This is a genomic window from Streptomyces sp. NBC_00576 (assembly GCF_036345175.1).
GTDB lineage: Bacteria > Actinomycetota > Actinomycetes > Streptomycetales > Streptomycetaceae > Streptomyces.
The window spans coordinates 9,724,359-9,748,286 of record NZ_CP107780.1; the positions used below are offsets into that span (position 1 = coordinate 9,724,359).

24 protein-coding genes are annotated in these 23,928 nt (G+C 70.9%); 12 read left to right on the top strand and 12 right to left on the bottom strand.

What is annotated here, in order from left to right:
• Window positions 1-100 precede the first annotated feature (100 nt).
• From OG734_RS42300 to OG734_RS42310, 3 genes are all read left to right on the top strand, one after another.
• Entirely contained in the window at window positions 101-1,345 is a 1,245-nt protein-coding gene (locus OG734_RS42300; RefSeq protein WP_330292671.1) for an acyl-CoA dehydrogenase family protein, read from the top strand.
• Between the two features lie 69 nt (window positions 1,346-1,414).
• Complete coding sequence (locus OG734_RS42305; RefSeq protein ID WP_330292672.1) at window positions 1,415-2,179, top strand: SDR family NAD(P)-dependent oxidoreductase; 765 nt, start codon at window positions 1,415-1,417, stop codon at window positions 2,177-2,179.
• Window positions 2,180-2,182: 3 nt separating this feature from the next.
• The gene (locus OG734_RS42310) at window positions 2,183-2,980 is read left to right on the top strand and encodes a ThuA domain-containing protein (RefSeq protein ID WP_330292673.1); all 798 of its coding nucleotides are present in this window, start codon (window positions 2,183-2,185) and stop codon (window positions 2,978-2,980) included.
• A 58-nt stretch (window positions 2,981-3,038) separates the two neighbouring features.
• Here OG734_RS42310 and OG734_RS42315 read toward each other — a convergent pair whose 3' ends face one another.
• Genes OG734_RS42315 through OG734_RS42330 form a run of 4 tightly spaced genes read right to left on the bottom strand, consistent with a single transcriptional unit; the run spans window position 3,039 to window position 7,896 of the window.
• Complete coding sequence (locus tag OG734_RS42315; RefSeq protein WP_330292674.1) at window positions 3,039-4,079, bottom strand: NAD(P)-dependent alcohol dehydrogenase; 1,041 nt, start codon at window positions 4,077-4,079, stop codon at window positions 3,039-3,041.
• Between the two features lie 2 nt (window positions 4,080-4,081).
• Window positions 4,082-5,200: an ABC transporter permease gene (locus OG734_RS42320; RefSeq protein WP_330292675.1), complete on the bottom strand. Its 1,119-nt coding sequence runs from the start codon at window positions 5,198-5,200 to the stop codon at window positions 4,082-4,084.
• Window positions 5,201-5,227: 27 nt separating this feature from the next.
• Window positions 5,228-6,757, bottom strand: coding sequence for a sugar ABC transporter ATP-binding protein (locus OG734_RS42325; RefSeq protein ID WP_330292676.1), 1,530 nt, complete (start codon window positions 6,755-6,757; stop codon window positions 5,228-5,230).
• Window positions 6,754-7,896, bottom strand: coding sequence for a substrate-binding domain-containing protein (locus OG734_RS42330; RefSeq protein ID WP_330292677.1), 1,143 nt, complete (start codon window positions 7,894-7,896; stop codon window positions 6,754-6,756). The genes OG734_RS42325 and OG734_RS42330 overlap by 4 nt, the downstream gene beginning before the upstream one ends.
• Before the next feature lie 374 nt (window positions 7,897-8,270).
• On the opposite strand from OG734_RS42330, the gene OG734_RS42335 reads away from it, so the two are divergent.
• Genes OG734_RS42335 through OG734_RS42350 form a run of 4 tightly spaced genes read left to right on the top strand, consistent with a single transcriptional unit; the run spans window position 8,271 to window position 11,247 of the window.
• A complete protein-coding gene (locus OG734_RS42335) occupies window positions 8,271-9,680 on the top strand; it encodes an aromatic ring-hydroxylating oxygenase subunit alpha (RefSeq protein WP_330292678.1) in 1,410 nt (469 codons plus the stop codon).
• Window positions 9,681-9,688: 8 nt separating this feature from the next.
• Window positions 9,689-9,991 carry a 2Fe-2S iron-sulfur cluster-binding protein gene (locus OG734_RS42340; RefSeq protein WP_330292679.1) on the top strand — a complete coding sequence of 101 codons (303 nt, stop codon included), beginning with the start codon at window positions 9,689-9,691 and terminating at the stop codon, window positions 9,989-9,991.
• A 7-nt stretch (window positions 9,992-9,998) separates the two neighbouring features.
• A complete protein-coding gene (locus OG734_RS42345) occupies window positions 9,999-10,214 on the top strand; it encodes a transposase (protein ID WP_330292680.1) in 216 nt (71 codons plus the stop codon).
• A 4-nt stretch (window positions 10,215-10,218) separates the two neighbouring features.
• On the top strand, window positions 10,219-11,247 hold the full coding sequence (locus tag OG734_RS42350) for an NADP-dependent oxidoreductase (RefSeq protein ID WP_330292681.1): 1,029 nt from the start codon (window positions 10,219-10,221) through the stop codon (window positions 11,245-11,247).
• A gap of 68 nt (window positions 11,248-11,315) precedes the next feature.
• On the opposite strand, the gene OG734_RS42355 is transcribed toward OG734_RS42350, so the two are convergent.
• The 4 genes from OG734_RS42355 to OG734_RS42370 all read right to left on the bottom strand — a co-directional run bounded on the left by OG734_RS42355 (window position 11,316) and on the right by OG734_RS42370 (window position 15,636).
• Entirely contained in the window at window positions 11,316-11,630 is a 315-nt protein-coding gene (locus tag OG734_RS42355) for a putative quinol monooxygenase (protein WP_330292682.1), read from the bottom strand.
• A gap of 79 nt (window positions 11,631-11,709) precedes the next feature.
• On the bottom strand, window positions 11,710-13,446 hold the full coding sequence (locus OG734_RS42360; protein ID WP_330292683.1) for a PEP-utilizing enzyme: 1,737 nt from the start codon (window positions 13,444-13,446) through the stop codon (window positions 11,710-11,712).
• Window positions 13,447-13,498: 52 nt separating this feature from the next.
• A complete protein-coding gene (locus OG734_RS42365; RefSeq protein WP_330292684.1) occupies window positions 13,499-14,323 on the bottom strand; it encodes an SDR family NAD(P)-dependent oxidoreductase in 825 nt (274 codons plus the stop codon).
• Complete coding sequence (locus OG734_RS42370; protein WP_330292685.1) at window positions 14,320-15,636, bottom strand: aromatic ring-hydroxylating oxygenase subunit alpha; 1,317 nt, start codon at window positions 15,634-15,636, stop codon at window positions 14,320-14,322. Before OG734_RS42370 ends, OG734_RS42365 begins: the two co-directional genes overlap by 4 nt.
• A gap of 155 nt (window positions 15,637-15,791) precedes the next feature.
• Here OG734_RS42370 and OG734_RS42375 point away from each other — a divergent pair, with 155 nt between their 5' ends.
• From OG734_RS42375 to OG734_RS42390, 4 genes are all read left to right on the top strand, one after another.
• Window positions 15,792-16,247 carry a VOC family protein gene (locus OG734_RS42375; protein WP_330292686.1) on the top strand — a complete coding sequence of 152 codons (456 nt, stop codon included), beginning with the start codon at window positions 15,792-15,794 and terminating at the stop codon, window positions 16,245-16,247.
• A gap of 96 nt (window positions 16,248-16,343) precedes the next feature.
• Window positions 16,344-17,360, top strand: coding sequence for a thiamine pyrophosphate-dependent dehydrogenase E1 component subunit alpha (locus OG734_RS42380; RefSeq protein ID WP_330292687.1), 1,017 nt, complete (start codon window positions 16,344-16,346; stop codon window positions 17,358-17,360).
• Window positions 17,361-17,365: 5 nt separating this feature from the next.
• Window positions 17,366-18,391 (top strand): alpha-ketoacid dehydrogenase subunit beta, encoded by a 1,026-nt coding sequence (locus OG734_RS42385; protein WP_330292688.1) that lies wholly within the window; start codon window positions 17,366-17,368, stop codon window positions 18,389-18,391.
• Complete coding sequence (locus OG734_RS42390; protein WP_330292689.1) at window positions 18,388-20,118, top strand: 2-oxo acid dehydrogenase subunit E2; 1,731 nt, start codon at window positions 18,388-18,390, stop codon at window positions 20,116-20,118. The genes OG734_RS42385 and OG734_RS42390 overlap by 4 nt, the downstream gene beginning before the upstream one ends.
• A 28-nt stretch (window positions 20,119-20,146) precedes the next feature.
• On the opposite strand, the gene OG734_RS42395 is transcribed toward OG734_RS42390, so the two are convergent.
• On the bottom strand, window positions 20,147-20,761 hold the full coding sequence (locus OG734_RS42395; RefSeq protein WP_330292690.1) for a TetR/AcrR family transcriptional regulator: 615 nt from the start codon (window positions 20,759-20,761) through the stop codon (window positions 20,147-20,149).
• A 141-nt stretch (window positions 20,762-20,902) separates the two neighbouring features.
• On the opposite strand from OG734_RS42395, the gene OG734_RS42400 reads away from it, so the two are divergent.
• Entirely contained in the window at window positions 20,903-21,586 is a 684-nt protein-coding gene (locus OG734_RS42400) for a TetR/AcrR family transcriptional regulator (protein ID WP_330292691.1), read from the top strand.
• A gap of 6 nt (window positions 21,587-21,592) precedes the next feature.
• On the opposite strand, the gene OG734_RS42405 is transcribed toward OG734_RS42400, so the two are convergent.
• From OG734_RS42405 to OG734_RS42415, 3 genes are read right to left on the bottom strand one after another with little or no spacing between them, the layout of a single operon-like run.
• Complete coding sequence (locus OG734_RS42405) at window positions 21,593-22,297, bottom strand: SDR family NAD(P)-dependent oxidoreductase (RefSeq protein WP_330292692.1); 705 nt, start codon at window positions 22,295-22,297, stop codon at window positions 21,593-21,595.
• 17 nt (window positions 22,298-22,314) lie between these two features.
• Entirely contained in the window at window positions 22,315-23,469 is a 1,155-nt protein-coding gene (locus OG734_RS42410) for a thiolase family protein (RefSeq protein ID WP_330292693.1), read from the bottom strand.
• Window positions 23,466-23,909 (bottom strand): Zn-ribbon domain-containing OB-fold protein, encoded by a 444-nt coding sequence (locus OG734_RS42415; RefSeq protein ID WP_330292694.1) that lies wholly within the window; start codon window positions 23,907-23,909, stop codon window positions 23,466-23,468. The genes OG734_RS42410 and OG734_RS42415 overlap by 4 nt, the downstream gene beginning before the upstream one ends.
• Between the last annotated feature and the right edge of the window lie 19 nt (window positions 23,910-23,928).

Genomic DNA, 23,928 nt, shown 5'->3' on the forward strand with positions numbered 1-23,928 from the left:
GTCCCAGACGGAGGCATTCCCGCATGTTTCAGCGGGATGGACGCACATCCCTGCCAACCGTTACTGAATCTGTCGTCTGGTAAGTGACCGAGGAGGAGCCATGTCCCAGCCCGATCCGGACGCATGGCGCACACAGGTCCGGCAGTGGCTGGCCACCGTGCTCGAACCGGCGCGGGCGCCGGAGTCCACCCTGGAGGCCGCCGACCTCGCCGTGTTCCACAACCTCCCCGAGGACGAGGAACGCCTGCTGCTGGAGCGCTGCCGCGCCTACCACCGGGCCCGCTTCGAGGCCGGCTACCAGGCGCTGACCCTCCCCGTGGACAAGGGCGGCGCGGGCCTCACCGCCGCCCACGTGGCCGTCTTCGCCCAGGAGGAGTCCGCCTTCGAGGTGCCGCCGTCCACCGAACTGATCAGCGTCACCGTGCGGCTGGTCGCGATGGCCGTCTCCCTCTTCGGGACGGACGAGCAACTCCGAGAGCACGCACGCGCGTTCCTGCGCACCGACCTGCTGGCCTGCCAGCTGTTCAGCGAGCCCGGTGCCGGATCCGACCTCGCTGCTGTGCGTACTCGTGCCCGGCAGGACCAGGACGGCGGCGAATGGGTGATCGACGGTCAGAAGGTGTGGACCTCGGGTGCCCAGTTCGCCGACTACGGCCTGCTGCTCGCCCGTACCGACCCGGACGTCGTCAAACAGGCCGGCATCACCGCCTTCCTGGTCCCGATGGACGCCCCCGGAGTGGAGGTGCGCCCCATCCGTCAGATGAGCGGCGGCGCCTCCTTCAACGAGGTGTTCCTCAGCGGCGTACGCGTCCCGGACCGGCTCCGGATCGGGCGCCCGGGCCAGGGCTGGGAGGTCGCCACCACCACCCTCGCCTTCGAGCGGACCGCCTCCGGAAGCGGCAACCGCCGCAAGGGCGGCACCTTCTCGGACGTACTGGCGCTCGCCCGCTCCCTCGACCGCACCGCAGACCCGCTGGTCCGCCAGCGCCTCGCCGACCTCTACGTACGTGCCGCCCTGCGCGCGGCCACCGTCGACCGCGTCGCCCGGACGAGCGCAGCCGGCGGCCGGCCGGGTCCGGAGGCGTCGTTGACCAAGCTCATGGCCTCCGACCTGCTCACCCGCACGGGACAGGCCGCCGCCGAGCTGATGGGGGCGCGCATCAGCGCCGACACCGGGGACCCCGGCACCTTCGCCTGGACCCAGCATCTGCTCGGCGCGCCCGGCTACCGGCTGGCCGGAGGCACCGACCAGATCCAGCGCAACCTGATCGGCGAACGAGTGCTGAAGCTGCCGCCGGAGCCGCGGGTCGACCGGGCGCCCTTCTCACAGCTTCCCGGGAACTGAGCGACCGGGACCGTTTCGCCGACACACCCCCGCACAGCCGATACACCCCCGCACAAAGGAGTGACGACGATGGATCTGGGACTGACAGGCGCGAAGGCGCTGGTGACCGGCGCGAGCCGGGGCATCGGCCGGGCGATCGCCGGAACACTGGCCGCCGAGGGCTGCTCGCTGGCCCTGTGCGCCCGGGGCGAGGAAGGGCTGGCCAAGGCAGCCGCCGAACTGCGCGGCGAGGGGGCCACCGTCTTCGCGGAAGCGGTCGACGTCACCGACCCGGCCGCCCTCGCGGGCTTCGTGGAGCGGGCGGCCGGTGAACTCGGCGGGCTCGACCTGCTGGTGTCCAACGTGTCGGCGGGCAACGTGAAGGGCGCCGAGTCCTGGGAGGCCAGCCTGCGCGGCGACCTGATCCCCTTCGCGGGACTCGTCGAGGCGGCCCTTCCCCACCTGGAGGCCTCCGACCGGGCCGCCGTCGTGGCCATCGGCACCACCAACGCCTCCGACACCGCGCGCCCGGCCGGCGCGAACTCGTACTCCGCGCTCAAGGCGGCCGTCGTCCAGCACGCCTCGGCCCTCGCGCACTCCCTCGCGCCCAAGGGCATCCGCGTCAACACCGTCTCGCCCGGCCCGATCGACTTCCCCGGCGGCGCCTGGGAGACCATCCGCACCAGCCGTCCGGAGGTCTACGAGGAGGTGCTCGCCAAGCTGCCCATCGGCCGCTACGGCACCGCGGAGGACGTGGCCGCGGCGGTGGCGTTCCTGCTCGGGCGGACCGGCTCGTTCTGCGTCGGCGTCAACCTCGTGGTGGACGGCGGGCTGCTCACCCGCGTCCAGTACTGAGCCGTGGCGGGCCCGGCCGGCCGCCTGGACGCCGTGCTCGTCTGCGGCGGCCGCTGGCACGACTTCGACCACGCGCGGCTGCGGCTGCTGGAGCTGCTCGGCGAGCATCCGCGGGTGCGCACGACGGTGTACGGGGACTACGACTGCGTGGCCGCCCTCGACCAGGCCGACCTGCTGATCACCTACACCTGTGACGTCCGGCCCCGCCCGGCGCAGCGGGCCGCGCTGGCCCGGTTCGTCGAGCGGGGCGGGCGCTGGCTCGCGCTGCACGGCACCAACTCGGTGATCGAGCCGTCCACGAGTGAGGGGTCGCGGGTCTTCACGACTCCGAGGCTCCTCGGGGAGCTGGCCGAGGTGCTCGGCAGCCAGTTCCTGGCCCATCCGCCGATCGAGCCGTACGAGGTGGTGGTGACCCGGCCGGACCATCCGCTGGTCGCCGGGATCGGACCGTTCACGGTCACCGACGAGCTGTACGTGTGCGAGCTGCACGGCGAGCTGGAGGTGCTGCTGCACGCCGAGTACACGGGGCCGTGCCGGGGTTTCGCCGAGGGGGACACGGCGGCTCTCGACCGCGCGCCCCGACCGGTGCTGTATCTCAAGCGGCACGGGCTCGGGGAGGTCTGCTACTTCACCCTCGGCCACTGCCGGGGCCGCTACGACATGCAGGACCTCGGCGTGGCCGACACCGGGCGCGTGGACGAGGGGCCGTGGCAGACACCGGAGTTCCTGACGGTGCTGAGGCGGTGCGTGGAGCGGGCGGTGTACGGGACCGGGCCGGCCGGAGATCCGGCCGGCCGCTGACGCCACCAGAGGGCTCTGCCCCCTGGACCCCCGCTCCTCAAACGCCGGAGGGGCTGAATCAGTGCGGCAGTACCACCGCGCGGCCGTTGATGTCCCCCGCGTGCAGGCGTTCGTAGGCCTCAGGCGCCTCGTCGATCGAGAAGGTCTCGACGTGGGCGGACACGAGTCCCTGCCTGGCGAGTTCGAGGACGGCCATGAGTTCCGGTCGGCTGCCCCAGTAGGGGAAGGAGGCCGACACCTCGAACGGCAGCCCGCCTCCGAAGCCGACGGCCAGCGTGCCCCCGCCGAGGCCGACGATGGTGACATCGCCCTCCACGACCACCGACGCGGCGGCGATGGCCAGCGTCGACTCGGCTCCGACGAAGTCCAGGACGACCTCCGCTCCCGTACCGCCGGTGAGTTCCCGCAGCCGGGCGACCGCCGCGCCGTCCGACAGCAGTGTCTCGTGGGCGCCCACCTTGCCGGCCAGCTCCAGCTTCTCCTCGCTCACGTCGAGGGCGACGACCCGGGCCGGGGTCAGCGCGCGGAGCAGCTGCACGGCGATGTGCCCGAGGCCGCCGACGCCGATCACCACCGCCGTGCTGCCGGGCAGCAGCTTCGGCAGCGATCTGCGGATCGCGTGATACGGGGTCAGCCCGGCGTCGGTGAGGGGCGCGGCCTGCACGGGGTCGAGTCCGTTCAGCGGAATCAGGTGGCGGGGCGAGTCCACGAGCATGTACTCCGCCAGGGCGCCGGGGGAGCCGAGCCCCGGCGGCATGATGCCGAGTCCGGCGGCATGCGGACAGCAGTTCTCCTTGCCCTCGGCGCACTTGGGGCAGCGGCCGCAGCCCGCCGGGCCGTACACCGCCACCGCCTCGCCCTCGGCCACGCCGGTGACACCGGCGCCCAGCGCCGCCACCGTCCCGACACCCTCGTGACCGAGTGTCATCGGCAGCGCGTAGGGGAACTGCTCCTCGGGCCAGCCCATGACCGCCAGATCGGAGTGGCAGATCCCGGCCGCCGTCACCTTCAACAGCACCTGGCCCGGGCCGGGTTCGGGCACCGGTACCTCCACGACCTCGGGGGCGTGCCCCACCCGTCGGTACTGAACGGCCTTCATCCTCAACTCTCCTTGCCGGCTGGGGTGCTGGTGCTGGTCGTGTCCGGCCGGGTCACCGTCCGGCGGCGCAGAACCGCGGGCAGGGCTATCCGGCCGCCCGTGAGGACCAGCGCCACGATGAGGACCGAGCCGGTGAACAGACTCGTGGCCCACTGCGCGCTGGTGGCGAGGCCGAGTCCCGTGATGCCTGTGCCGAGCAGGAGCACCGCGAGGACCGTGCCCCAGGCGTTGAAACGGCCGGCACGCAACTGGGTCGCCCCGACGAACGCGGCGGCGTACGCCGACAGCAGATACGGGGTGCCCGCGGTCGGCGATCCGGAGCCGACCGAGGACGCGAAGACGACACCGGCGAAACCGGAGAGCAGCGCGGAGGCCACCAGGGTCAGGAAGCGCAGCCGGTCGGTGCGCACGCCCTGCAACCGGGCCGCGTCGGCGTTGAAACCGGTCGCGTACAACCGGCGCCCGGTGGCGGTGTGTTCCAGCAGGAACCAGATGGCGAGGGCGGCGAGCAGCAGATAGAGCACCGGCAGGGTGATGCCGCCGACGTCCAGCTGGGCGATGCTCGCGAACGGCTTGGCGAGCAGTTGCACACCGGTGATCGAGCTGTCGTTGGTGACCATGGTGATCAGGGACTGGATCAGCGCGCCGGTGGCCAGGGTGGCGATGAACGAGTCGACGCGCAGCACCACCACCACGATGCCGTTGACGACTCCGATCAGCAGCGCGGCGGACATCGCCAGGGCGATGGCCGCGCCCGGACCGAGCCCGGAGGAGACCATGAAGTGCGCGGTGAGCACGCTGGTGAGCGACATGGTGTAGGCGATCGAGAGGTCGAAGACCCGCGCGGCCAGCGGCGGCACGACGCTCAGTGCCACCAGCCCTGCGACGGCGTTGCCGTTCAGCACCTGCTTGACCGTGATGGCGGTCGGGAACGTGTCCGGCGCCCACACGGAGAAGAGCACCACGATGCCCAGCCACACGTACACGGCGCCGATGTTGCGGAACGACAGGAACGACAGTGCGGCTACCGCCCGTCGGACCGCTGTCCCCGGTAGCGGCGCCGCGGAACTCTCCTGTGCGGACGGCGGGACTTCCGCCGCCCGGGTCGGGGTGGACGTCATGTCAGCCGGTTCCTTCCAGGGCTCATGTCACTCGGTTCCTTCCATGGCGTGCACGAGAGCGGACTCGGTGATGTCCCGGCCGCTGATCTCCCGTGCGATCCTGCCGTCCCGTACCACCAGCACGCGGGTGCACAGCGCGAGCAGGTCCTGTGTGTCGGACGAGGACACGATGACGCCCATGCCCTCGTCCGCCTGACGCTCTATCAGGTCGTACAGCTGGAGGCGGGTGGCGATGTCCACGCCCGCAGTGGGCTCGCACAGCGTCAGTACGGGTGGGTGCTGGGCGAGACAGCGGGCCATGACGACCTTCTGCTGGTTGCCGCCGCTCAGCGTGGTGATCCTGGCCCCGCGCCCTGCCGTACGCACGTCGACCCGCCGGATCCAGTCCTCCGCGAGGGTGGACTCGCGGCCTCGGCGCAGCCGTCCGGAACGGGCGCGCAGCCGGTCCAGGAGCGGCAGGGTGAGGTTCTCGCCGACCGAGAAGTCGCCGATCACTCCCTCGCCCGCCCGGTCCGCCGGGACCAGGGGAAGGCCCAGGCCGTGGGCGTCCCGCGCCTCGGTCCACCGCTCCGAGCGTTCCGGCAGCCGCAGCCTGCCGCTGACCCTTCCGGCGTGGGCGCCGCACACCGCGTACGGCACGATCTCGTGGCCGGAGCCGACCAGACCGGTGATGCCCAGGCGTTCACCCCTGGCCAGGTCGAAGCCGACCCCCCGCAGCGGGCCGGCCCGCAGGTCGCGGACCTGCAGTACGGGGTCGGCGGGGCCGGAAGGAGACGCCGCCGGACGGTGGTCGGTCTCCATCTCCTCGCCCGCCATCAGCTCCGCCAGCGAACGCGGGGTCAGGTCGGCGACCGCGCGGGTGGCGATCCGGCGGCCGCCGCGGATCACGGTGACCCGGTCGGCGAGCGCGAAGATCTCGTCCATCCGGTGCGACACGTACAGCACGCCGGCGCCCGCGTCGCGGACCTCCCGCACGATGTCGAACAGGCGGGCCACCTCGCCGGGCGGGAGGACGGCGGTCGGCTCGTCGAGCACCAGGACGCCGCGGCGGCCCTCCCAGCCCTGCAGCGCGGCGGCGATGGCCACCACCGTGCGCTGGACGGGGGTCGCCGTCGCCAGCGGCCGGCGCACGTCGATGCCGAGGCCGAACCGTTCGACGAGGGCGCTCGTCCGCTTCTCCATCTCCGGCCAGCGGATGTTGCCGAAGGCGGTGCGGGCGAAGCCGTGACTGAGGGCCAGGTTGTCGATGGCGCTCAACTCGCCCACCAGGCCCAGCTCCTGGTGGACGAAGCGGAGCCGGTCGTGGCGGGAGGCGGTGACCTGGCCGAGGTCGAAGGGCTCGCCGTCGAGTTCGGCCACCGCGCCCGGCTCCGCGTGGTGGTAGCCCGCGAGGATCTTGATGAGGGTGGACTTGCCGGAGCCGTTGGGCCCGATCAGGGCGTGGATCTCGCCGGGCGCGACCTCCAGGTCGACGTCCTTGAGGGCCTGGGTGCCGCCGAATCTCTTCGACAGGGCGGCCACCCGCAGCACCGGACCGGTCGGCACCGGCCCGGTCAACTCAGCCCCCACAGCGCCTTGAACTGCGCCTGGTAGTCCTCGACGATCGGGAAGTCGCCGTCGGCCGAGGGCAGGTTGTCCTTGGTGACGAGCATGTTGGGCAGTGCGGCCTGCTGGTCCACGTCCATGGGCTGTCCGGTGAAGCGCCGGGCGAGCGCGTCGGCCTGGATCCAGGCCGTCTCATGGGAGTTCAGTGCCATCGCGCCGTCGGTGAGACCGCTCTGGATGTACTGGTAGTTCTGCGCGTCACCGACGTTCACGACGATGTGCTTGCCGGTGACGCCGGCGGTCTTCAGCGCGGTCGGCACGCCCACATTGAGCAGGCCGAGGGAGAACACGACATGGGTCACCTTCGGGTGCGAGCGGAGGTACGACACCACACGGTCCGGCATGTCCTTGCCCACCGAGGTGATCGGCACGTCGACGTTGTCCAGTGCGCAGCCGTCGCACCATTCCTTGTACTTGGCCGCGAAGGCGTCCTTGACGGGCTTGAGGATCGTGTAGGCCGGCAGATCGAAGTAGACGGTGTCCGCCTTCGCGCCGCTGTTCGACACCACCCATGAGGCGAGCATCTCGCCCTGGATGCCGACGTCGTCCGGCCCGTTCTTCAACAGGGAGATGCCGTCGCCCAGCACGTCGTCGGCGTTCGACTGGATGACGGGGATCTCTGCCGCGTTCAGCTGCGCCAGCTGCTTGGCGTAGACGGCGCGCGGGAAGCCGGAGGCGATGACGGCGTCCGGCTTGTCGCGCAGGGCCTGCTCGTAGGCGGCCTGGACGGACTCCGGGGTGCCCTGGGTGGCGATCTGCTTCACCTGCCAGCCGAGTTCCCCGGCGGCCTCGGTGAAGAAGTCGGCGAGGTCCTTGCAGGACTGGACGCCGCAGAGGATGAAGTCGATCTTCTTGCCCTTGGGGATCGGCTTGCCGACGGGCTGGGTCACGGAGATCGCGGCCGGGCGCTCCGAGTACTTCGCCAGGGCCGCGCGGGCCGCCGACAGGCCGGGGGAGCCGGGCGCCGCGGCCTGTGTCGAGTCGGCGGCGGGAGTGGTGCCGGTGCCGCACGCCGCCAGGGTGAGCAGGGCGGTGACGGGGACGACGGCGGTGAGGGCGCGGCGAACCGCGCGACGGGGTCTGGAACTCATCTTTGAGTACTCCCGAGGTGTGTCGCCTGCGCTGCCGAGACCCGCGTCGTTTGGCGATGCTTCCGCGTTCGCGGCGGTCGGCTCGGTCAGGCGGACCGGTTCTGTGGTGCTCCGGGGCGGGAACGCCGCGGTGCTGGGCCAGGACGGGAAAAGATCGTCCCGAGACAAGAAACTTATGAGGCACTACAGCCTCAAGTGGGTCGGAGTGTGACATGCCCCGGCGAGGTTGGGGAGAGGGTCGCCGCAAGAAATTCCAGGATTACGGTGGAATCACATGGTGACCTCGGAAGGTTCGGGCTCCGTCACCGGTATGAGTGTTGCTCCTGGCCGTGACTGGTAACTACACTCACTCTAAAGTTTCTGCCGGAGGAGAAATGATGGACGAAACATCGGAGCCGGCCACTGCGCGGTGCCCCGGGCCCACCGTCCAGGACTACCTCGACCAGGACAGCCGCCCTGTTCCCCCCGCCCTGCGGTACGAGCGGAACGACCACATCGGCAGCGAGGACATCGACCACGCCCGCTTCACGTCCCGCGAGTGGGCCGAACGCGAGATGCGACAGGTCTGGCGGCGGGTCTGGCAGTTCGCGTGCCTGGAGAGCGAGATCCCCGAGGTCGGCGACCACGAGGTCTACGAGATCGGCGACGACTCCCTCATCGTCGTCCGCACGGCCCCCGACGAGATCCGTGCCTACGTCAACGTCTGCCTGCACCGGGGCCGCAAACTGCGCACCGGCGGCGGCAACGTCAGCGAGTTCCGCTGCTCGTTCCACGGCTTCGCCTGGAACCTCGACGGCAGCATGCAGACCCCGCCCTGCGCCTGGGACTTCCCGCACGTCACCCCGGAGAAGTTCGCCCTCCCCGAGGCCCGGGTGGCCACCTGGCGCGGCTTCGTCTTCATCAACATGGACCCGTATGCCGAGTCCTTCGACAGCTACCGCGGCACCTTCGACGACTACTACATCTGGCCGCTGGAGAACCGCTACAAGTCGCTGCACATCGCCAAGGTGCTGCCCTGCAACTGGAAGGTCGCGCAGGACGCGTTCATCGAGTCCTTCCATGTGATCGCCACCCATCCGCAGATGCTGCCGTGGCTCGCCGACGCCAACTCCCAGTACGACGTCATGGCGGACCAGCCCAACTGGAACCGGATGATCAACATCCAGGGCGCGCCGAGCCCCCACGTGGCGGACTCCGTCACGGAGGAGGACGTCCTGGAGACCTTCTACGACTCGCGCGCCTTCTACGCTGCCGCACAGGGCCGTGACCTGGTGATCCAGGAGGGCGACGAACTGCCGGCGATCCCGCCCGGCGGCACCGCCCGTCAGGTCCTCGCCGAGCGGATGCGCGCGCAGCTGGCGGCCACCTCGACGCAGGACTTCTCGAAGACCCCGGACACCGAACTGCTGGATGCCATCAACTACCTGCTGTTCCCCAACTTCAACCCCTGGGGCGGCGCCAAGTCGAACATCATCTACCGGTTCCGGCCCAACGGGCTCGACCCCGACTCCTGCACCGCCGAGATCATCTTCATGTCGTCCCCGAAGCAGCCCGGCGAGGTCCCGCCCCCGGCGAAGATCCGCTGGGTGCCCGAGGACATGCTCTTCGCCGACATCCCCGAACTGGGCGTGCTCGGGCCCGTCTTCGACCAGGACTGCGAGAACCTGCCGTACGTCCAGCAGGGCCTCAAGGCGATGCGCAAGCCGGGCATCACGCTGGCCAACTACCAGGAGAGCCGCATCCGACACTTCAACCAGACCCTCGACCAGTGGATGGAGAAGTGACCCACCGGGTGGCGGTCAGACCCTCCGGCGTCGAGCTCGAAGTCCTCGACGGCGAGGACCTGTTCACCGCCGCCCAGCGGCTCGGCTACCGCTGGCCCACCGTCTGCGGCGGCAAGGGCACCTGCCGTACCTGCTTCGTCCAGGTGGAGGAGGGCGCCGAGAACTGTTCCCCGGTGGGCCCGCTGGAACGCGAGGGCATCGAGTCCCTGCGCAGGCCCGTGGACGGCCTGACCCGGCTCGCCTGCCGGCTCCGGGTCGAGGGCCCGGTGACCGTGACCAAGCGCGGCGTGCGCCGCCGAGTGCAGGAGTGAGGCCCCCGTGCCCAAGCAAGTGACCCACCCACTGACCGGGCATGTGTACCGGCTCACCGAGGACGGACTGGTCGAGGTGACCGACCCCAGGACCGGGGCACAGGGCGTCTTCGACTTCCAGGCCCGGTGGCAGTCGGGCGAACTGCGCCACGCCGACCTTCAGATGGCCGGCTGGGTCGGCCGCCTCGCCCAGCGGCGTACGCCCCCGCAGCCGGAGCACTGAACCCGTGACGCCGCCTCGTACGACCCGGGTGGTCTGTCTGGTGCGCCGCCCCGACGGAGAACCGCTCCCCACCGACTTCGCCGTCGAGGAACGCCCGCTGCCGCCCCTGGAAGAGGGGCAACTGCTCGTGCGCAACCTCTACATGAGCGTCGACCCGTCCATGCGCGGGCGGCTGGAGAGCACCGAGAAGCACTACACGCACAACTTCACCCCGGGCTCACCCCTCGACGGCCGTGCCCTCGGCGTCGTGGAGGAGAGCCGCTGCGCCACAGTGCCGCCAGGCACATACGTACGCCACCAGCTCGGCTGGCGGGAACGGGCCGTGCTGGACGCGGCGGACACCGACGGCGCCGATCGCATCGACCCCGAACTCGCCCCGCTGCCCACCTGGTTGGGGCTGCTCGGCCAGACCGGGTTCACCGCGTACGTGGGCCTGACGCGCGTTGCGGAACTACGCCCCGGCGACACCGTTCTCGTCTCGGCGGCGGCCGGCGCCGTCGGCACCGCCGCCGGCCAGTTCGCGCGTCTGCTGGGCGCGGACCGCGTCATCGGGACCGCCGGAGGGCCGGACAAGTGCGCCCTGCTGGTGAAGGAGTTCGGCTATGACGCGGCCGCCGACTATCGTGCCGAGCCGGTGCGTGACGCGCTGGCCCGGCTGGCACCGGACGGCGTAGACGTGTACTTCGACAACGTCGGCGGTGAGCAACTGGCCGCCGCCCTGCACGCGTTGCGCACCGGCGGGCGGGTCGCCCTGTGCGGCATGATGTCGCAGTTCGGCGGCGACCGACGGCCCGCCGACATCAACCAGCTGATCCAGGCGGTCCTCAAACGGCTGACCCTGCGCGGGTTCATCGTCCGCGACCACGACGACCTGCGGCCGGAGTTCGAGCAGCGGGTCACGGGCTGGCTTGCCGAGGGCCGGATCACCGCGCGTGAGACGGTCGTGGACGGCCTGGACAACGCCGCGGGGGCACTGTTGTCCCTGCTCGGCGGGGGCAACGTCGGCAAGATGCTGGTGCGGCTGGGTGACTGAGACCTGACACTGAAATGGCGCCCCCCCGACGGGGGGCGCCATTTCAGTGTCAGGCTTCAGCACATGGTTCACCGCATGGGCCGGGTCCCGGCGACCGTGTGGACCTCCAGCGAGACGCCCACCCGGGTCAGTCCGGCCGAGGCCGCCCTGAACTCCTTGATGTGCGGGGTGCCGAAGTGCTCGTCGAGGGCCTGCTGCGAGACCCACCGCTCATACACCCGGATGCGCCGCTCGTCGCCGGGGTCCGCCGTCATGGCGTAGTCGAGACAGCCGGGCTCCTCCTCGCGGGTCCGGTGGCCCAGTGCGACGAGATGCCCCAGCATCGTGTCGCGGTCGCCGGGCTCGTAGTCCATCCAGCCGGCGACGATGATTTCCTCAGCCATGCCAGTCACGCGTTTCCTTTCGCGTTCGTGACCGCGGGCCCGCCGCTGATGGGGAGTCAGCGACGGGCCCACGGCGTATTCAACTGCCGAGCGACGCCGGGACACTGTCCACGGTGACCGTGCCCCGCTCACCGTCGACCGTGATCACCATGCCGTCCCGCAGCCGCCGCGTCCCGCTCTCCACGGAGATCACGGCCGGGATGCCCAGCTCACGGCAGACCACCACGGCGTGACTGTTGAGCGCGCCCACGTCCACCACGGCCGCACCGGCGACCAGAAACAGCGGGGTCCAGGCCGCGTCCGTGATCGGTGCGACCAGCACCTCCCCGGGCTCCAGCGCCTCACACGAGGCCGGGTCGGTGACCACCCGCACCTTGCCGGTGTACGTGCCGTGGCTGCCGCCCACACCCCCGAGCACATCACCCTCGACGGCTGCCGGGGTCCGCTCCTCGGCGCGGCGGGGCCAGGTGTCGATCTCGGTCCGCGCGTCGTCGGCGACGAAGAAGGGCGGCTCCAGCTCGTGCAGGCCCGCGTACTCTTCCAGCCGCTGCGCGATCACGGGGCCGAAGATCTCCGGGGCGGCGACATAGTCGTCGAGTTCGGTGTCCAGCAGCATCATCACGTCCTCGGGCCGGGCGAAGAGCCCCGCCTCGACGCCGCGGCGACCGAGTTCCCGTACGGCCATGCGGATCTCGTTGACGACGGTGACGCAGTTCGCCTTGGTGCGTTCGCGGGCCGGGATCCACACCTGGGAGGCGTGCATGCCGGCGTCGAACAGGGGCTGCGTCTCCTCGGGCAGCGCGGCCCGGATCTCCCGTGCCGTCCGCTCACGCCCCTCGGTCAGCCGCGTGCGGCGGTCGGCCGGGGAGTCGTCGTCGGGGCTGTGCCTGATCCGGTCGACCAGGGCCAGCACCTGGACGGGCGCCGCCTCCCAGGACAGCGCGTGGATGTCCCACTCGTTGGGGCCGCGGTCGCCGGACTCCGCCAGGAACTCCTCGAAGGAGTCACGGAACGCCTTCACGTCCCCGGTCGCGGCGTCGAGCGCCTGCTCCACCGCGGCCGGACCCCGGTCGAACAGTGCGGTCAGCTCCGTCGAGGCCGCCACCTGCCGGGACAGCGTCCACAGCCCGGTCGAGGGGGAGGCGGAGTCGACGTCACCGAGACCGCCGATCAGATCGAGCATGTCGCCGGGACGGTCCACGCTCGCGCACAGCGGGCCGAGGATCGCCGGCCCGACGGACGCGGGCAGTGACGACTCGACGTGCCGCTGGAACGTCGTCTCCACCTCGTCCAGCAACGACCGTGCGTGCGCCACCAGTTCGGTGTCGGACAGCTGTGTCAGGTCGGGACGCGAGTGACGCAGGGCACGCAGCCGGACCCGGTCGGCGTCGGCCTCCGGGAAACCGGCCTGGCCGAGCATCCGCTGAAGCGTCCCGCCCGCCTTGCCGGTCAGCTCCTCGTCCTGGTCGTCCGGGTGCGCCACGTACACGGGCGTATCGGAGCGCTGACCGACGAAGGCCGCGTCGATCTGGTCCGCCGTCTGGCCCATACGGATGCCGAACAGCCGCATGTGGGACAGATTCAGGTAGAAGTAGCCGCCGAACATGCCGACGAACGGCGGTCGGGGCCCGGCCACCTCCTCCTCGCGGTAGATCCCGAACCCGACGAAGCCGCGCCGCCAGCCCTGGAGGCCGCGCCCCCAGACGAGGGTCCAGCCCAGCGGGCTCGCGGGCTCCGGCAGGGTTTCGCCCGCGTTGGCCCGGGTGTAGTGCGGCAGCCGCTCACTGCGCTGCCAGTCCGTGATCCAGCTCTTCATGACCGACATCTCCCGCTGTCCGTGCCTGTGCCCGCCCCTGCCCGTCCCCGGCCTACCACTGCGCCGTACCGCCGTCGACGCTGATCAGCGTGCCGGTGATACCCGCCCCGGCCTCGCTCGCGAGCAGCGAGGCGACCGCCGCGACCTGCTCCACGGTGGTGATCGTCTTGGTGGCGGCATGCTCGGCGAACCGGCCCAGCCACTCCTCGTACGAGATGCCCTCGGCCTCCGCCGCGGCGGGACCCGCGGCCCGCATGAGGTCGGTGTCGACGGCGCCGGGGCAGATGGCGTTGCAGGTGATGCCCTGGGTGCCGTACTCGAAGGCGGTCGCCTTGGTCAGGCCGTGGATGGCGTGCTTGTTGGTGATGTAGTGGCTGATGGCGGGCTTGTTGGCCTGCTTGCCCTCCACCGACGAGATGTTGATGATGCGGCCCCAGCCGCCCGCCAGCATCTTCGGCAGCGCCCGGCGGGTGCCGTAGAAGTAGCCGTTGATGTTCAGGTTGAGGGCTTCGTGCCACGCCTCGTCGCTGAGCTGGTGGATGGGGGCGAAGCCGGAGCTGCCGCCCACGTTGTTGACCCAGATGTCGAGTCTGCCGAAGCGCTCGGCGGCGAAGTCGGCGAGGCCCTCGATGTCCTCCTGGCTGTTGGCGTCGCAGGGGTGGAAGACGGCCCGGTCCCCGGCGCCCATCTCCTCCAGGGCCTGCTTGCCCTTGATCTCGGAACGGCCGCTGACGACGACCGTGGCGCCGTCGGCGAGGAAGGCCTCGGCGATGGCGCGGCCGATACTGCGCGTGCTGCCCGTGATCACCGCGACACGTCCGTCGAGGCTGCCCGTAGCCACCATGGTGTTCTCCCGCGAGTCTTGTTGGTTGCTCACCTGGCGGCCCTGGGGGCTGTTGTTGCGCCCTTGTCCAGGTGTCGGTGAATGGTGCGGTGCAGGTGCTGGAGTCCGGGCTCGTTGCGTCCGAAGACGAAGTCGGTCCCGTCGAGGGCCTTCAGACCCTGCTGGACTCCGTAGGTGGTCGCGTAGTCCTCGTCGCGGACCACCTCGTGGAACCACTCGCCGAACCGGTCGGCGACCTGGCGTTCCTCGTCGGTGACCGCCGGTTCCCGCAGCAGGATGATCTGCTGGGTCACCGACTCGGTCACCGTCCGGGGGAGTACCAGGGACACGGCGATCTTCTGGCGCCAGCCGCCGGCGATGGCGAGGCCCGGGAAGAGCCAGTAGATGGGGCCGACACACTCCCCGGGGTCACGCTGGTCCGGCGGCAGCTCGACCGCCTGCGCGATGGGGCGCAGGGCCGGTGCGATGCGCTGGTGAGGGCCCCAGGTGTCGTGGGCCATCATGTTGGAGAGGTTCGTCTCGAACACCGTCTTCGGGTGCAGCGTGGCGAAGTGGTACGTCTCCAGATACCCGTCGAGGGTGACCTTCCAGTTGGGACTGGTCAGTGCGCTGGTGGAGTAGTGATGGCACTCCGCCAGCCGCAGACCCTCCAGCAGTGGCAGCAGATCGCCCAGCCAGCCGTCCAGGTCGGGCTCGGCCGCCGGGTCCAGCGAGACGAAGACGATGCCCGCCCGCTCCCCGGCGGGAAGCCTGACGAGACTGCGGCCTTCGCGCGGAACCTCACCGAAGGTCTTCTCGGCGTGCACGCCCCGCAGCTCGCCGGCCAGATCGTACGACCAGGAGTGGTACGGGCAGGTGAGCCGCTTCGACACCCCGCAGCCGGGTTCGAGGAGCTTGGCTCCCCGGTGCCGGCAGGCGTTGATCATCGCGTGCACAGTGCCCTGTCGGTCACGGGTGATCAGCACGGGGATGCCGAGCACGTCGATCGCCTTGTAGGTGTTCGGCCCGGGCAGCTCGCAGGACATGGCGAGCGGCAACGGGACGCTCCGGTGGACGGCGTCCGTCTCGCGCTGCCAGCGATCGGCGTCGAGGTAGTTGGCCACGGGTTCCGTCCACTGGCCGTCCGCCTGGTGTGTGGTGTTGTCGCGGTAGTGCGCCATCACCCGCTCGACGAGTTCCGCCGCCTCCCGCCGCATCGTTTCGGATGCCGCGTCGGTGGATCGGTCCTGGCTGATCCACGACGAGTATTCGGGGGTCGAGGGCGCGGACGGGGCGGAGGGCGCCGGGACCGGCGACCTGCGCTCGGCGCCTGCTTCCTGAATCTCCGGCGAACTGGTCTGGACCACAATGTCCTCACAATCCTCCCAGCCGCGAGCCGGTGACCGGCTTCTGAATGCGACAGCTGGGTTGTGTCCGAAACGACAACAGGACTTAGTGTGCTCTGTCAATAGAAAGTGGTGAAGTCGCCGCTCGGTGTCCCGTGGGGGTGGGTGCGATGGTCATGACCCGGCCGTTCGAGGTGGGTGTGGTGGTGCGGGATCTGGAGCTGATGGAGCGCTTCTACTGCGACGTCATCGGCTGTCGCGTCGAGCACCGCTCGCGTGTGCCGGAGTCGATCGGTGGCCCCGCGGGGCTCGGCGGCGAGCTCGTGGTCGTCTGGCTGAGGGTGCCCTCCGGGGGGTGCGTCAAGTTGATCCTTCCCCGGTCGGGAGCCGTGTCGGTAGGAGTGGCGCCCTTGCCGACGGAGTGTTCGGGGCTGTCGTATCTCACCTTCCACGTCGACGACTTGGACCCGGTGGTGGAGGTGCTGCCGACCGCGGGTGCCCGGCCTCTGTCGGACCCTGTCGTCGTCCTCGCGCGCGGCCGGCGGATCAGCTTCTGGTCGGATCCGGAGGGCAACGTCGTGGAGTTGGTGGACGCGCGCGGCGGTGACCCGGGCTCGGGGCATAGTAATTAGAGACGCTGTTCAGTAAGGTGCCCCGTGCTGGTTACTGTAGACCGGCACAAGTAAGTCCGTTTGCTTGGCAACCTCCCTCGGACGAAGGGGCGGACGATGGCTCAACGAGCGTCGACGGCGTCGAAGAAATCCCCGCAGGTAAGCCCGCAGGTCATCCCGCAGGTCATCAAGGATCTGCACGAGCGCATGGTGCGCATCCGGCTGTTCGAGACCGAGGCGGGCAAACTCATGGAGGCGGGCAAACTGCCCGGCTTCCTGCACCTCTATGTCGGCCAGGAAGCCGTGGCCGCCGGAGTGATGACCGCCCTGCGCGACGACGACCAGATCACCTCCACGCACCGCGGCCACGGGCACGCCGTCGCCAAGGGCGTCGGCTTCCGCGCGATGTACTCCGAGCTGTACGGCCGGGTCACCGGCGCCTGCCTCGGCCGCGGCGGCAGCATGCACATCAACGACCTCACCCGCGGCATGCTCGGCGCCAACGGCATCGTCGGGGCCGGCGTCCCGATCGCCGTGGGCGCGGCCTTCGCCGCCCGCTACAAGGGTGAGGACAGCGTCGCCGTGACCTTCTTCGGGGACGGCGCCACCAACATCGGCGCCTGGCACGAGGGCGCCAACATGGCCGCGATCCTCGGCCTGCCCGTGGTCTTCGTCTGCGAGAACAACGGCTACGCCGAGTTCACCCCGCAGTCCGCGCACATGCTGATCACCGACGTCGCCGACCGGGCCGCCGCCTACGGCATGCCCAGTGTCATCGTCGACGGCATGGACGCGGTCGCCGTCCACCGCGCCGCCACCGAAGCCGTCGAACGGGCCAGGCGGGGCGAGGGTCCGATGATGATCGAGGCCAAGACCTACCGCTTCTTCGACCACCAGGGCGTCAAGGGCCTGCGGCACCCCTACCGTTCGGACGAGGAGGTCGCCGAGTGGAAGACCCGCGACCCCATCGACCTGATCGAGGCCGGGGCGGTCGCCGACGGCATCGCGACCCGTGCGGAGCTGGACGACGTATGGCAGCGCACGCGCGACGAGATCGCCGAGGCCATCGCGTACGCCGAGTCGAGCCCGCTGCCCGACCCAGCCGACCTGCTGCTCAACGTCTACTCGGGATGACCGCCATGACCACCACCACCGAAGCACCCGCCGTCGCCTCCGCGCCCGCCGCGCGCAGACTCAGCTACGTCAAGGCCTTCAACGAGGGTCTCGCGCAGGCCATGCGCGAGGACGAGAACGTCTTCGTCGCCGGCGAGGACGTCGCCGGATACGGCGGCGTGTTCCGCATGTTCGACAACCTGCTCGACGAGTTCGGGCCCCGCCGCATGATCGACACCCCGATCTCCGAGGCCGCCCTGGTCGGCCTGGGTGTGGGAGCCGCCGCCCGGGGCCTGCGACCCGTCGTCGACCTGATGTTCATGGACTTCATCGGTGTCTGTCTCGACCAGATCGTCAACCAGGCGGCGAAGATGAAGTACATGTTCGGCGGCGGGTTGTCCGTGCCGCTGACCATCACCACCGCCTCCGGCGCCGGCCTCGGCGCCGCGGCCCAGCACAGTCAGAGCCTGGAGGCCTGGCTGGCCCATGTGCCCGGCCTCAAGGTGGTGATGCCGAGCGACGCGTACACCGCCAAGGGCCTGACCGTCTCGGCCATCCGGGACAACAACCCGGTGGTCGTGATGCTCAACAAGGTCCTGCTCGGCAGCACCAGTGAGGTGCCCGAGGAGATCTACGGCATCCCGCTGGGCCAGGCGCACACCGCACGGCACGGCTCCGACATCACCGTGATCGCCCTCGGCCGCATGGTGGGGGAGGCGCTCGCGGCGGCGGACGAACTCGCCGCCGAGGGTGTGGAGATCGAGGTGATCGACCCCCGCACCGTGCAGCCCCTGGACACCGAGACGATGTTCGCCTCCGTCCGCCGCACCAACCGGGTGCTCGTGGTGCACGAGGCAGTCACCTTCGGCGGGCTCGGAGCGGAGATCGCCGCCCAGATCCAGGACGTCGTCTTCGACTACCTCGACGCACCGGTCCTGCGCATCGGCGCCCCCTTCTCCCCGGTGCCCTTCTCTCCCGTCCTGGAGAAGGCGTACGTGCCCGATCGCGCCCGCATCGCCCAGGGCTGCCGGCGTCTCCTCGAAAGGTCGTGACCGACGTGGCGGTCGAGATTCTGCTGCCGAAGATCGGCCTGACCATGCAGGAAGGCACGATCGACGAATGGCTGGTGCCCACCGGCGCGGCCGTCGCGGAGGGCGACGCACTCCTGCGGCTGGCCACCGACAAGGTCGACGTGGACGTCGAGGCGGAGGCCGGGGGACTGTTCCACCCGGTGGTCCCGGCGGGGGCCACCGTGCCGGCCGGGGCTCTCATCGGCTGGCTGCTGGCCGAGGGCGAGCAACCTCCGGGGGCGGCGGGCGCGCAGACGCCCACAGGGGCAGGGGCAGGGGCAGGGGCAGGGGCCGGTGCGGGTACGGCCGCCGGGTCCGCCTTGGCCGGCGGTCTTGCGGGCCTGGGCGCGCCGTCCGCCCCCGTCAGCGGCGCGGGTACGACGACTGCCGTGCCTGCCCTGAACGGCGGTGCTGCGGGTGCGAGTGCCGTGCCTGCTCTGAACGGCGGCGGTGCAGGTGCGAGTGCCGCGTCTGCCCTGAACGGCGGTGCTGCGGGTGCGAGTGCCGCTCCTGCCCTGAGTGGCGGTGCGGGTACGAGCGCCGTGCCTGCCCTGAGTGGCGGCGGTGCGGGTACGACTGGCGTGACCGCCCCCGGCGGCGCCGCGGGTACGGGCGCCCCGCCGACCCTCACCGGCACCGGTGCGGCCCCCGTCGCCGGCGCTGCTTTCGCGGCGCCCTCCGTCAACGGCACCGATGGCCGCCTGCTGGCCTCGCCGAACGCCCGGCGCGTCGCCGTGGTCGCCGACGTCGACCTCGCCGCCGTACGCGGCACGGGGCCGGGTGGCCGGATCGTCTCCGAGGACGTGGAGGAGTTCCTCGCGGCTCTCCCCGGCGACCTCACCGCACCGGTTCCGCCGGGCGGCGCCTCCTACTCGCCGCTGGTCCGCAAGCTGGCGAAGGAACGGGGCATCGACCTCTCCGGCGTCAACGGCACCGGGCCCGGCGGCCGCATCCGCCGCTCCGACCTCGAACCCGTCACCCCAGCGCCTGTCCGCCGCACCCACGCGGCGGCTCCTCAGCCCGGCGACGTCCTCCCGCTCACCGGGATGCGCGGCACCATCGCCCGCAGGATGCACGCCAGCCTCCAGGAGATGGCCCAGCTGACGCACGGCTACGAGGTGCGGATGGACGCCGTGGTGTCCCTTCGGGACCGGCTCAAGGAGGAGTGGGCCGACAGCGAGTTGCCGGTGCCCAGTCTCAACGACTTCCTCCTGAAGGCCGCCGCCCTGGCCCTGCGTGCGCACCCACTGCTCAACGCGACGGTGCGCGAGGACGGCGTCCATCTGCTCGAAGGCATCCACCTGGGCTTCGCGGTGGCCGTTCCGGGCGGCCTCATGGTCCCCGTGATCGAGGACGCGGTGGCGCTTCCGCTGCCCGAGATCGCCCGCCGGTCGAGGGCCCTGGCCCAGGCCGCGCGCGAGGGGCGGATCTCTCCAACCCAACTGGAAGGGGCTACCTTCACCGTCACCTCGCTCGGCGGATACGGCGTCGACTTCTTCACCCCTGTGGTCAACCCCGGCAATGTCGCGATCCTCGGGGTGGGCCGGCTCAGGGACGGGGTCGAGTGGGTGGACGACCGACCGCTGCGGACCCGGGTGCTCACCCTGAGCCTCACCTTCGACCACCGTGCCGTCGACGGGGCGCCCGCCGCCGAATATCTGCGCACGGTCGGTGAGTTGCTGAGCAAACCCCTCCGCCTGCTGGTGTGAACCGGGCGCTCCATGTGACCTATGAGGTCTACGAGGCCCGGGTGGCCGGGTCGGCGATCCGCTCCGCGAGATCGCCGACCTCGCGGACGAAGGAGCGGTGCCCCAGCGACCGGTAGACGTCGTCGCCCCGGACCTGCGAGATCGCAGCGGTCTCCAGCAACGCCAGCAGACCCAGGCCGACCACCGCCGCCTCGGCGTCGGAGACCGCCCCGCGGGCTTTACGGATCAACCGCACCAGCTCCTCCAGCAACTCCGTACGGCTCTGCTGGCGCAGCGCCTCCGCATCCTGGCTCATCCCGGCCGACGACACGAAGAACACGGTGGCGGCCGACCGGTGCTCGCCCATCCAGGACAGCAGCGTGGTGACGGACGCTCCGATGTCCGAGCCGGGCTCGTGGCCCTCCGTGATCGCCTGCAACTGCTCACGCAGCGCGGCGGCGAACGCTCGCATGGCCTCCGCCAGGACCTGGTCCTTGGAGGAGAAGTGGTAGTAGACCGCCGCCGACGTCATCTCGGCACGAGCGGCGATGTCGGCCACCGTCACCTCGTCCGGCGATTGGGTGGCGAACAACTCCGTGGCCGCCTCGATCACCCACTGCTTGCGCGAGGGGCGGTGAGCAGCGCGGGTTCCGGATGTCGTCATACTGTCAAGTATGCCGGGATCTCGGTGCTCCAGAGGCCAATACGCAGCAGGAATTGTGCGGATCAACGGTCGGAGTTACTGGATACACTGATCAGTACGCAGGGCCCACGGACACGGGGCTCACGCCAGCCGGCAGGGAGCATGATGGCCACGACGAAGAACGGCAAGCAGCCCGCCCACCGCCCCTCGCGGCGGCTGCACATCATCACCGCCGCCGTGCGGGTGTTCGGCCGCAGCGGCTTCGCGGAGACCAGCATCCAGGACATCGCCGACGAGGCCCAGGTGGTCCCCACCGCTGTCTACTACCACTTCGACGGCAAGGAGGAACTGCTCGAACTCGCCATGCGCCGGGTTTTCGACCAGCTCAACGCGGTCGTGGAGGCGGCTAGGCCGGAGTCCGAGCCGGGTGACGCGGAGGGCCTGGTCCGCGTCATCGACGCCGTGTGGGAGTGGGTGGAACAGAACCCGGACGAGGCTCGGCTCTACCAGGTCCAGGTGGCCTCCGCCAACGGCAGCGTCAAGGTGCTGCGGGACGAGTTCGAGCAGCGGCACATCCAGCGTGGCTACGACTATCTGCCCGAGGGCACCACGCGCAGCCCCCGGGCGGCGAAGGCCCGGCACGCGGCGCAGGCGCTCGCGGTCCGCACGCTGATCAGTACGACCATGCTGGTCACCGCGCTGCGGGCGGAAGGAGGACCGCTGTCCCAGCTGCCCTCCCAGTCCGTGCTGGAGGCGGTCAGGGAGCTGGCGCTGCGCATCGTCGCCACCGAGCAGGAGCAGACGCAGCCCGCGCAGCCGAAGAAGCAGGCCACGTCACGTACCTGAGACGGTTCACCAGGGCAGTGGCCTGCGGTCGGCGAACAGCCCGCCCGTCGTCCCGTCGCCCTCGGGCAGGGTCGCCAGCCAGACCGGGGTGTCCGCACCCTCCTCCGGCCCGCGCGGGGCGGACGGGCCGCCCATACCGCTGCGGGTCCAGCCGGGGTCGGCGGCGTTGACCAGGACGCCTGTGCCGGCCAGTTCGGCCGCGAGCATCCGGGTGAGCGCGTTGAGCGCAGCCTTGGAGATCCGGTAGGCAGGGCGCCGCCCGGAATTCATCAGCGACAGCGAACCGTACGAGCTGGTGACGTTCACGACCCGGCCGTAACCGGCTTCCACCATGCCAGGTACGACGGCCTCCGCCACGCGCCAGGCGCCGGTGAGGTTCGTGTCCAGGGTCGCGCGCAGGATCTCCTCGTCGAGGTACGGGGGCCGCAGTTCCCCGTCCATGGACACCCCCGCGTTGTTCACCAGGACATCGATCCCGCCGGTCAGCTCCCGTGCCTCACGGACCGCTTCGCCGACACTTGTCGCGGAGGTCACGTCCAGGGTGAGCGGCAGTGCCGCCGGGCCGATGGCGCGGCACGCCTCCTCGGCGGCCTCCCGCTTTCGCGCCCCGACCAGGACCCTCAGGCCCCGGTCCGCGAGCTGCCGGCCGATCTCCAGGCCGATCCCGCTCGCCCCGCCCGTCACCAGCGCGGTTCTGTCGCCGTGCCGCATGGCCCGCCCCTCGCCTCTCACACCGTCAGGACCGAGCACGCGCTGATCCCGGGCGCCCCGTACACATGGGTGAAGCCCACCCGGGGAGCGTCCGGCACCTGCACACCCGGCGCCCGGCCCTGCAACTGCCGTACGACCTCGTGGAACTGGCGCAGCCCGGAGGCGCCCACCGGTTCCCCGCCGGCCAGACAGCCGCCGTCGGTGTTGACCGGTATCCGGCCCGTGGGATCGGTGGCGCCGGCGACCAGCAGTTCCTCCTGCTCGCCGTGGCCGCACAGCCCGGTCTCCGCCAGGTGGATCAGCTCCGAACCGCTGTCGGTGTCCTGCAACTGGGCGACCTGTACGTCGGCGGGCCGCACCCCGGCCGTACGGAAGGCCGCCTCCGCGGCGTCGATGCTCGGACTGTGGTGCGGTCCGGGCGGCAGCCAGGGCGAGAACACCTCGAACGAGCCGAACCGCCGGGTCCGGAAGGCCAACGACGCCAGTTTGACCGGTCGTTCGCACAGGTCGAACGCACGGTCGCCGAGCGCCAGCACCAAGGCCGCCGCGCCCTGTCCGGGCGAACAGAACATGTACTGGGTGAGCGGGGGGCTGACCTCGGCGGAGTCGAGGATCTCCTGCTCCGTCAGCGGCTTGCGCCGCCAGGCAAGCGGGTGCTGCGAGCCGTTGCGGAAGGCCCGCGCGGCGACCATCGCCAGAGCGCGCTCCGAGATGCCGTGCTCGTACAGATACCGCTGGGTCTTCAGCGCGAAGAACTGCGTCGTGAGCATCATGCCGGTCTCGGCGTACCAGTCGCCCAGGCCGTAGCGGGCCGCGGAGACGTGGAACGCGCCCCGCTCGTGCTTGTCGAAACCCACCGCCAGTCCCAGGGAGGCCTCGCCCGCGCGCAGGGCGTTGGCCACCGCGAGCACGGTCGAGGCGCCGGTGGCACAGCCGTTCTGCACGTTGACGAACGGCACACCGGTCAGGCCCAGCCGGCCCACCAGCGTGTCGGGCTTGCCGGACACGTCGGAGCCGCCGGCCGCGAAGCCGATGTCCTCCCAGCCGACACCTGCGTCGGCCAGCGCCTCGCGTATCGCCCGCTCGGCCATGTCCATGCCGGTGACGCTCTCGTCGCGGCCGAAGGGACGCATGCCGCATCCGACCACATACACGTCGTCGGGCCGGCTCATCGCTCCCCCTCCCGCTCAGGGCGGAACGCGAACGTCACGACCTCGGTCCCGTCCTCGTCCCGGTACGCGGGCACCGTGGTCAGCCGCACCGGCAGACCGATCCGGATCTCCGCGCGGTCAACCGTCAGTAGCGCCTCCACCAGCACCTCACCGAGATCCACATAGCCCACGTGATACGGCCGGTGGCCGTCGGCCGGCGGCCGGTACGGCGGTTTCGGCGGGAACACCTGGAGCGTCCACGACCACACGCGCCCGCGTACCGGCAGTACCTGTGTGGACATCGCCCCGTCCGAACACCGGGGGCACGAGTTCTGCCGGGGGAAGACGACGGTGCCGCAACCGGAGCAGCGGACGCCGGCGAGACGCGGTGGCTCCCCGTCGTCGAACTCCGGACTCTCCCGGTTCTCGAACAACGACTCGTCGATCAGCCTGGTGGTCATGGTCCCTTCCTTCTTCCAA

Excerpts from the sequence above, each read along its gene's own strand:
- OG734_RS42300 (WP_330292671.1), top strand. The coding sequence starts at position 101 with ATGTCCCAGCCCGATCCGGACGCATGGCGCACACAGGTCCGGCAGTGG.
- OG734_RS42305 (WP_330292672.1), top strand. The coding sequence starts at position 1,415 with ATGGATCTGGGACTGACAGGCGCGAAGGCGCTGGTGACCGGCGCGAGC.
- OG734_RS42315 (WP_330292674.1), bottom strand. The coding sequence starts at position 4,079 with ATGAAGGCCGTTCAGTACCGACGGGTGGGGCACGCCCCCGAGGTCGTG.
- OG734_RS42320 (WP_330292675.1), bottom strand. The coding sequence starts at position 5,200 with ATGACGTCCACCCCGACCCGGGCGGCGGAAGTCCCGCCGTCCGCACAG.
- OG734_RS42330 (WP_330292677.1), bottom strand. The coding sequence starts at position 7,896 with ATGAGTTCCAGACCCCGTCGCGCGGTTCGCCGCGCCCTCACCGCCGTC.
- OG734_RS42335 (WP_330292678.1), top strand. The coding sequence starts at position 8,271 with ATGATGGACGAAACATCGGAGCCGGCCACTGCGCGGTGCCCCGGGCCC.
- OG734_RS42355 (WP_330292682.1), bottom strand. The coding sequence starts at position 11,630 with ATGGCTGAGGAAATCATCGTCGCCGGCTGGATGGACTACGAGCCCGGC.
- OG734_RS42360 (WP_330292683.1), bottom strand. The coding sequence starts at position 13,446 with ATGAAGAGCTGGATCACGGACTGGCAGCGCAGTGAGCGGCTGCCGCAC.
- OG734_RS42375 (WP_330292686.1), top strand. The coding sequence starts at position 15,792 with ATGACCCGGCCGTTCGAGGTGGGTGTGGTGGTGCGGGATCTGGAGCTG.
- OG734_RS42380 (WP_330292687.1), top strand. The coding sequence starts at position 16,344 with ATGGCTCAACGAGCGTCGACGGCGTCGAAGAAATCCCCGCAGGTAAGC.
- OG734_RS42385 (WP_330292688.1), top strand. The coding sequence starts at position 17,366 with ATGACCACCACCACCGAAGCACCCGCCGTCGCCTCCGCGCCCGCCGCG.
- OG734_RS42395 (WP_330292690.1), bottom strand. The coding sequence starts at position 20,761 with ATGACGACATCCGGAACCCGCGCTGCTCACCGCCCCTCGCGCAAGCAG.
- OG734_RS42400 (WP_330292691.1), top strand. The coding sequence starts at position 20,903 with ATGATGGCCACGACGAAGAACGGCAAGCAGCCCGCCCACCGCCCCTCG.
- OG734_RS42405 (WP_330292692.1), bottom strand. The coding sequence starts at position 22,297 with ATGCGGCACGGCGACAGAACCGCGCTGGTGACGGGCGGGGCGAGCGGG.
- OG734_RS42410 (WP_330292693.1), bottom strand. The coding sequence starts at position 23,469 with ATGAGCCGGCCCGACGACGTGTATGTGGTCGGATGCGGCATGCGTCCC.
- OG734_RS42415 (WP_330292694.1), bottom strand. The coding sequence starts at position 23,909 with ATGACCACCAGGCTGATCGACGAGTCGTTGTTCGAGAACCGGGAGAGT.